General features: G+C 22.2%; 7 protein-coding genes. All 7 read right to left on the reverse strand.

The window, feature by feature from the left end; translation table 11 throughout:
* Positions 1-7: 7 nt before the first annotated feature.
* Positions 8-1,036, reverse strand: a complete 1,029-nt coding sequence (locus KO488_RS13330) for a hypothetical protein (protein WP_216059304.1) — start codon at positions 1,034-1,036, stop codon at positions 8-10.
* Positions 1,011-2,408: an MBOAT family O-acyltransferase gene (locus tag KO488_RS13335; RefSeq protein ID WP_216059305.1), complete on the reverse strand. Its 1,398-nt coding sequence runs from the start codon at positions 2,406-2,408 to the stop codon at positions 1,011-1,013. The genes KO488_RS13330 and KO488_RS13335 overlap by 26 nt, the downstream gene beginning before the upstream one ends.
* Positions 2,398-3,498 (reverse strand): glycosyltransferase family 4 protein, encoded by a 1,101-nt coding sequence (locus tag KO488_RS13340; RefSeq protein WP_216059306.1) that lies wholly within the window; start codon positions 3,496-3,498, stop codon positions 2,398-2,400. Before KO488_RS13340 ends, KO488_RS13335 begins: the two co-directional genes overlap by 11 nt.
* Before the next feature lie 3 nt (positions 3,499-3,501).
* Complete coding sequence (locus KO488_RS13345) at positions 3,502-4,704, reverse strand: glycosyltransferase (RefSeq protein ID WP_216059307.1); 1,203 nt, start codon at positions 4,702-4,704, stop codon at positions 3,502-3,504.
* On the reverse strand, positions 4,697-5,836 hold the full coding sequence (locus KO488_RS13350; protein ID WP_216059308.1) for a glycosyltransferase: 1,140 nt from the start codon (positions 5,834-5,836) through the stop codon (positions 4,697-4,699). The genes KO488_RS13345 and KO488_RS13350 overlap by 8 nt, the downstream gene beginning before the upstream one ends.
* Complete coding sequence (locus tag KO488_RS13355) at positions 5,833-7,092, reverse strand: lipopolysaccharide biosynthesis protein (protein ID WP_216059309.1); 1,260 nt, start codon at positions 7,090-7,092, stop codon at positions 5,833-5,835. Before KO488_RS13355 ends, KO488_RS13350 begins: the two co-directional genes overlap by 4 nt.
* A 15-nt stretch (positions 7,093-7,107) precedes the next feature.
* A partial coding sequence (locus tag KO488_RS13360) for a GDP-mannose 4,6-dehydratase (RefSeq protein ID WP_216059310.1) occupies positions 7,108-7,449 on the reverse strand: 342 nt, incomplete at its 5' end.

A 7,449-nucleotide genomic window follows, 5' to 3' on the forward strand; every position in this document is an offset into this window, starting at 1 on the left:
CCTCATTTTATTTACTATTAAAATTATTTCTGAAATAATCAGATAAATATTCAGAGTATACATCTCTTCCATAAATATTTAAATGTGACTGATTTGCCCAATATTTTTTTTCAATTTTATAATTTGTTAAATCAATTATATTTTTTGATTTAATTAAACTTTTAAGTTTATCTAAATCATAACTAAAAGATTTATTATATGTAGGATCAAATATTATAATTATATTTATATTTTTAGAATTTATTTCTTTTATTAAACTATTAATTAAATTTATATGAGTTTCATTTATTTGATTAAGAACAATATTTTTATCTTCAGCATTAAAATTAATTCCATACATTACACCTTCTCCATTTGTACAATTCGAAACTAACCCTTGTTTCGTAGAATAGGTTTTTAGAACTTTACAATTAGGCTTAATATTTTTAATTTTTTTTTCAGTTAATATTACATTACTTTTTTTTTGAATATTAAATTTATTGTAAAACATTTGGATTTTCTCATTTATAGTTACTGAATAAGCGCTAATTAAATGTAGATTTTTAACATAGGAAAGAAATGCATTTTTAATTATTTCAGAATCTTGTTTTGTTTTAAAAAGATAATGTATATCGGTATAAGTTATTTGTTGATAGTCACCTAATTTAGAGTCTTTAAAAAGTTTATCAATACTAAAGTTAAGAACAATATTTTTTGGGTTTTCATCTATAGCTTTATTAACCATATATGGAAAATCTATTAATTCTCTTCCTGAAACTCCAAAATTAAAAATATCTATATTTTTATTATTAAATATTTCAGAATTGATATGATATTTAACTCTTGAAGAACCAATAAAAATATAGTCTTTTTGATTGTCAATATTTAATTTCATATGTTTAGCTCTAGAAATTTTCTCTTCTATATAAGTAGATTTATTCGTTTTATTTGAGATATAAAAATATAGTACAAAATCTATCAGTAATATAAAAATAAAGAATGATATTATAATAGACATAACATATTTATTTTTAGAATTGAAAGTATAAAAATTCACTTGAACTCCTTATTTCCAGTATTGTTAAAGCAATAAAAATTAAAAAACCAATAATAATAGATATAAGAGTATTTATTTTTAATTTTTTTATAATTTCATTTGAATTTTTGAAAAATAAAACAACAATTAATCCCAATAAAATACAAACTACTTCTAAATAGTTTAGATTAAATGTTAAATTCTCCAAATTAAACATAGCCCCTAAAACCTTAATAGCATCATCCCATTCTTTAGCTCTAAAAAATACCCATGCAATATTTACAAAGTTAAAAGTAATAAACCAAGCTAACCAAGTCCACATTTTAAATCCAAGGTTTGACCATAGTCTATGTATAGATAAAGCTAAACCATGAAGTAATCCCCAAAATAGAAAAGTCCATCCTGCACCATGCCAAAATCCACCTATTATAAAAGTAGTCATTAGATTTGAGTATGTTCTAAAATTACCTTTTTTATTTCCACCTAATGGAATATAAATATAATCTCTTAAAAATCTTGATAATGTAATATGCCATCTTCTCCAAAAGTCTTGTATAGATAAAGCTTTATATGGAGAATTAAAATTAATAGGTAGTTTTATATTAAATAGTAAAGCAATACCTATTGCCATATCTGTATAACCTGAGAAATCAAAGTATAATTGGAAAGTATAAGATAAAGAAGTAGCCCATGCTTCAAATAGATTTAATGTAGTTGCAACATCAAATCCTTGATTAGCCCAAACAGCAAAAGTATCTGCTATTACTACTTTTTTAAATAATCCTATTGAGAATATAAATATACCTAAAGCTATATTTTTATAATTCTTTACCATATTTCTGTTATTAGCAAACTGTGGCATCATTTCTTTATGATGAACAATTGGTCCTGCTATTAGTTGAGGGAAGAAAGTTACAAATAGTGCATAGTTTAAAAAGTCATACTCTTTTGTTTCACCTCTATAAGAATCAACTAAATATGCTATTTGTTGAAAGGTAAAAAAAGATATTGCTAATGGCAATAATAAATGTAATAAATTTACATTTGTACCAATTACAAAATTAAAATTTTCTATAAAAAAATCTGCATATTTAAAATATCCTAATAATGAAACATTAGAAATAATACCAAATATTAAAATAGATTTTTTGGAAAAACTTTTTTTAGTATCTTGAATTTCTTTATTTAAACTACTACCTATTACATAGTTAAATAGCATACTTATTAAAATTAATGGTAAATAAGCTATATTCCACCAAGAATAAAAAAACAGTGAAGAAAATACCAAAAAACCTTTTGAAGCTATTGTTAATCTTTTATGGTTTAAATAAAAGTAAATGAAAAAAGTTATTGGTAGAAAAGCAAATAAGAATTCATAGGAATTAAAGAGCACTTATTACCTTCTTGATTAATTTTAAATAAGAATCACAATTTTTTTCATAATTAAAACTTTCAAATACTTTTTCAAAGTTATTTTTTTCCATAAATTTTTTTTTATCTTCATCTAAATAAAGTTTTTCTATTCCATCTTGCCATTGAATATTTGTATTTGCTAAATACCCATTTATATCATCTTTAACTATACAATTATTTATCCCAACAGGACTTGCAATAACAACTTTTTGACATGACATATATTGGATTAGTTTAAATCCACATTTTCCTTTACTCCATGGGTCATTTGTAAGTGGCATAATACCTATATCAAACTCTAAAATATTCTTTATTTCATTTTCTTCTTTCCATGTGATGATATTAATATTATGATTTTTTATTTCACTTTCTGATAATAAGTTTTTATCAAAACCGATAAGGTTAAACTGAATATTTGGATATTTACTGATTAATTCTTTAAATATATCCAAAAGATTTAAGATATAAATACTTGTAGACTTTGAACCTATCCAACCTATAATAAATTTATCTTTTGCTTCTTTTTTATAGAGTTCTTTTTCTTTGATATATTTATCTAGTAAAACTACTGTAGGAAGTCTAAGAATATCTTGATTATATTCTCTTATATAGTTTTCTAAATATTCATTGCAGGCTATACAATATGTTGCATTTTTTATTACATTTGAGATTTTATTTTTTAATAGAAACTTTATAATAGGGTTTTTATTCATATCATATTTATGAAAGATTGCATCATCATAATCAACTATATACTTAATACCTCTCAGATTGAAAAGTTTTTCAAAAAAGCTTGGGAAATAAGGTAATAATTCATATTCTAAAAGTATTAAATCATATTTCTTTTTTAATAATAAAATATTTAAAATAATAAAAATTCTTAGAAAATATGACTTCAAAACTATAAATATTTTCTCAAGTTTATTTTTAGATTCAAAATATGATTTATTAAAAAGTGGTTTTATCTCTACTTTAATATGATTCTTTTCAAAAAAATCTTTATAGTTGTAAAATCTATATCTACTACTTGGACCTTCATATGAATATTTTGTTAGAGCTAATATTTTCATATATTAAATACTTTCATATATGTTTTGATATTTTTTAACAGCCATATTTTTATCAAAATGCGTATAAAAAAGATTTTCAAAATTATTTTTGTCAAATTGTTGTTTAGATTTATTTAGTATTCTAGAAGTGATTTCATCTAAATTTATATTATTTAAATCAACTAAAAATCCAACATTGTATTCATTAATATAGTATTCCATATCACCTACATTTGAGTTTGTAATAGAAGGTAAATGACAAATTACATTTTCAGCAAACTTTGTAGGAGCGGAAGCTTCTTTCGAATAAGAAGGTTTAATAAAAAATATAGAATAATCTGCAATATTCAAGTACTTGTACATTGAGTTAAAATCACTTGACATAATTTTGATTTTTTCTTTTGAAAGCTTATATTTAGAAATAGTATTGTTTATAAATTCTTGCTCGTTTTTATTTAAAATTAAAAAATTGATATTAGAGTCTTTTTCCATTAATTCTTTTACAACTTGTACTTCCTTATCAAAATCATACCATCCTGAAACTGTTCCTGTATGGATGATAATTTTTGATTCTAAATCATAATTTAATTCTAATTTAAAATCTTGAATTTCTTTTATTGGCATTGTTTTAAAAATCTCGTCATTTGCACAAGTTGGAATAACTGTAATTTTCTCTTTTTTGATATTTAAATTTTTTGCCAATATCTCTTTTGCTTTATGTGTTAAGGTAACAACATGATCAGATTTTTGATAAAGATAATTATCTAGTTTTTTTAAAGTCTTTGCTAAAAAACTATTTTTATTTAATCTTTTAGTATCAATTTTCTCATCAATTGCAAATCCTCGTATATCAAAAAGTAATTTTGCATTTGTAAATTTTTTTATAATAAACCCCATAGTTGCAGGAATAAAACTTCTTGCATGGATAATATCTATCTTATTTTTTCTAACAATTCTTAATCCTAAAAGCATAACTTGAAATATTTGAGATATTGTTGAAAAAATACCATATTTATTAGAATATATAAAATACTCCCATGTGATATTATAATCTTTTATAAGTTCTTTAATATCATCTAGATTTTTTAAATCAGAATCTCTTTCAAATGAGATTAGATAATATTCATTTTCTTTTGATAAATCAAATAGATATTCTAATACTTGTGACCGGCCTAGAGGTTCAGTCATTCCTGTTAGAGAAATGTATAAAATTCTTTTTTTAAGCATTGTCAATTACCTCTTTATATTTATTTATCATATTATTAAAAGAAAATTTATTTAGCATATTTTCTCTAACTAGATTTCTATCTAAATCTTTATTATCATTAATTATTTCTATTAATTGTTTTTCTAAATCACTAGCATTTTCACTAGTAAATTTAAATCCATTTATATTTTCTTCAATAATTTCATCAAGCCCACCTACGTTAGAAGAAAGTATTTTAGCTTTTGCAAGCCCCGCTTCAACAGCAATATTACCAAATCCTTCAGATTTTGAAGGTATAACTGTTAAGTCAGATTTAGCAAAATAAAGATGTACTTTTTCATTATTTACATTTCCTAAAAATATAAAATTATCAATATATGTACTTTTTTTAGTTAAATCTTCGCATTTTATTTTCAAAGGTCCTTCTCCTAAAAAATAAACTTTTATTTTTTTTGTAAATAATTTATTATCGAATGCATTAATTAATACTTTTATCAAAAATTCTTGATTTTTTTCAGGAACAAATCTACCTACCGTTATTATATTGAATGAATCAGTTGATAAATCATTTAATATAAACTTATCGTTAATATCTACAGACTTTATTCCATTATAAATTATTTTAGTTTTTTCTAATGGTATTTTTAAATAATTCAATTGATCATTTCTACATGCATTACTAATAAAAATATTTAAGTAATCATATTTATTTGCTAAAAAAGAATTAAATTTCATAAATATTTTCATTATCACATTTGGAGCATGGGCTTTAAATTGTAATGATCTATGGATATTTACTAACTTAAATTTATGATTACTTTTATATTTTACTAGACGTAAAATATAATGTGTAATTGGTAAATTAGCAAATATAATATCTGGTTTTATCTTTTCAGTTAAATTTGATATTTCTTTTACTACGTCAAAAATTTTTATAGATAAAATCTTCTTTAATGAAAACGTATTATAATTTGTTTTTAATACAAATATATTAGTATTCTCAATTTCTAAATTTTTAATTAAATCAATATTTGAAGAGAGAACAATTATAAAAACTTCAAAATGATTTTTAAAAAAATTAATCATATTTATTGTTTGATGTTCGGCTCCTCCTGTATTTAATGTTGGAATAACTATCAGAAGTTTTTTCATTTTGTACCTTTTGAAAGTTGATAAAAATAAATTAATAATAATAAATAATTAATACTCATTGTTGTTGAAAAATAGAATAGAAAATTTTCAAAATTATCTTGATTTATAAATAATACAATTAATGTAGTACTTAATAATATTATATTTGAAAACAATTCATTTTTTTGTTTTTCATAAGCAATTAAAATTGTGCTTAAGGATGAAGTTAAAAATCTAATAAAAAATAAAGGCATTAAAATTTTAATTATATTTCCTGTACTTTCCCATTTTTCACCAAATACAAAAATAATAATATCATTTATAGTCATATACAGAGGAAAGAATAGTACTAAAGAAATTAAAAAAAGTTTTAATAAAGTAGATTTGAATATTTTCGAACTATTGCCAAACTTTCTTTTTTCAGATATTGTTTTTTCTAAAAAAACTTGACCTACTGCTTTTCCTACTACAACAGAAGGTAATCCCAAAACTCTTTGAGCTAATGAGTAAAATCCCATTGATGAATAACTAAATAACAGAGCACCAACAATATTTATTATATTTTGTATCGAAGTATTTAATAATACAGATAATGCAGAGTATTTAGGAAAGTTTCTATATCTTATCCCCAAAATAAACATTTTTTTTAAATTTATAATTTCAAATAAGTTATTATTTAATAATAAATTTTTTAATAATTTCAAATTAGCAAATATCTGTGAAATTAGAAACCCACTTATTAGTCCAGTAGCTCCATTTTTTATTAGGCCAACACTTATTTGAATAACTGCTAAAACTACAGATTTTATTATACTTGCTTTTGCTATATCTGAATAAAACTTTTTTCTATTATTAAAAAATGATAAAGAATTAAACAATCCAATAAAAAAAGTTCCTAAAGGAATGAAGTATAACCATAATCCAATTTCTTCATCGCCTATTATTAAAATTAATTTATTATAAAATATAATAATAAATATTAATAATATAAGTGAAATTATAATTGATATTATTAAAGCTAATGCAAAAATATTTATGGCATCATTATCTTTTCTTGGTAATATAATTGCAGCTTCATACCTTGCATTTATAATAGATGCAAAAATCATTACTATAGACATAAACATTGCATAAATTCCAAAATCACTTGGTTCATAAATTCTTGTCAAAATTGGACTAATCATTATGGGTATAGCTTGGGATATTGTTGTTCCTGTCATTAACTTTAATATATTTTTATTAAAGTCATTTATCTTTGGTGTTTGTATGTTATTCATTTGTTGATTTACTAACTAAATACATTTATTATTATACTTCCCTAAATACCAATCAACAGTTAAAACAATGCCAGTATCAAAGTTCTCATCTGCTTTCCAGCCAAGTTCATCTTCAAGTTTTGTTGCATCAATTGCATATCTTCTATCATGTCCTGCTCTATCTTCTACAAAGGTAATTAGTTCTTTATATGAAGTAAGAGTTTTTGAAGGAACTTTTTTATCTAAGATTGTACAAATAGCATCTACTATTTGTAAGTTTGTTCTTTCATTTCTTCCACCAATATTATATGTATTTGCTGTTTTTCCTGTATGGTAAACTATATCTATACCTTTACAATGATCTAGTACATATAACCA

This window comes from Poseidonibacter lekithochrous (assembly GCF_018861145.1).
Lineage (GTDB): Bacteria > Campylobacterota > Campylobacteria > Campylobacterales > Arcobacteraceae > Poseidonibacter > Poseidonibacter lekithochrous_A.

Bases quoted from the DNA above. Each gene is read 5' to 3' on its own strand.
- KO488_RS13350 (WP_216059308.1), bottom strand. From the start codon at position 5,836: ATGAAAAAACTTCTGATAGTTATTCCAACATTAAATACAGGAGGAGCC.
- KO488_RS13340 (WP_216059306.1), bottom strand. From the start codon at position 3,498: ATGAAAATATTAGCTCTAACAAAATATTCATATGAAGGTCCAAGTAGT.
- KO488_RS13355 (WP_216059309.1), bottom strand. From the start codon at position 7,092: ATGAATAACATACAAACACCAAAGATAAATGACTTTAATAAAAATATA.
- KO488_RS13345 (WP_216059307.1), bottom strand. From the start codon at position 4,704: ATGCTTAAAAAAAGAATTTTATACATTTCTCTAACAGGAATGACTGAA.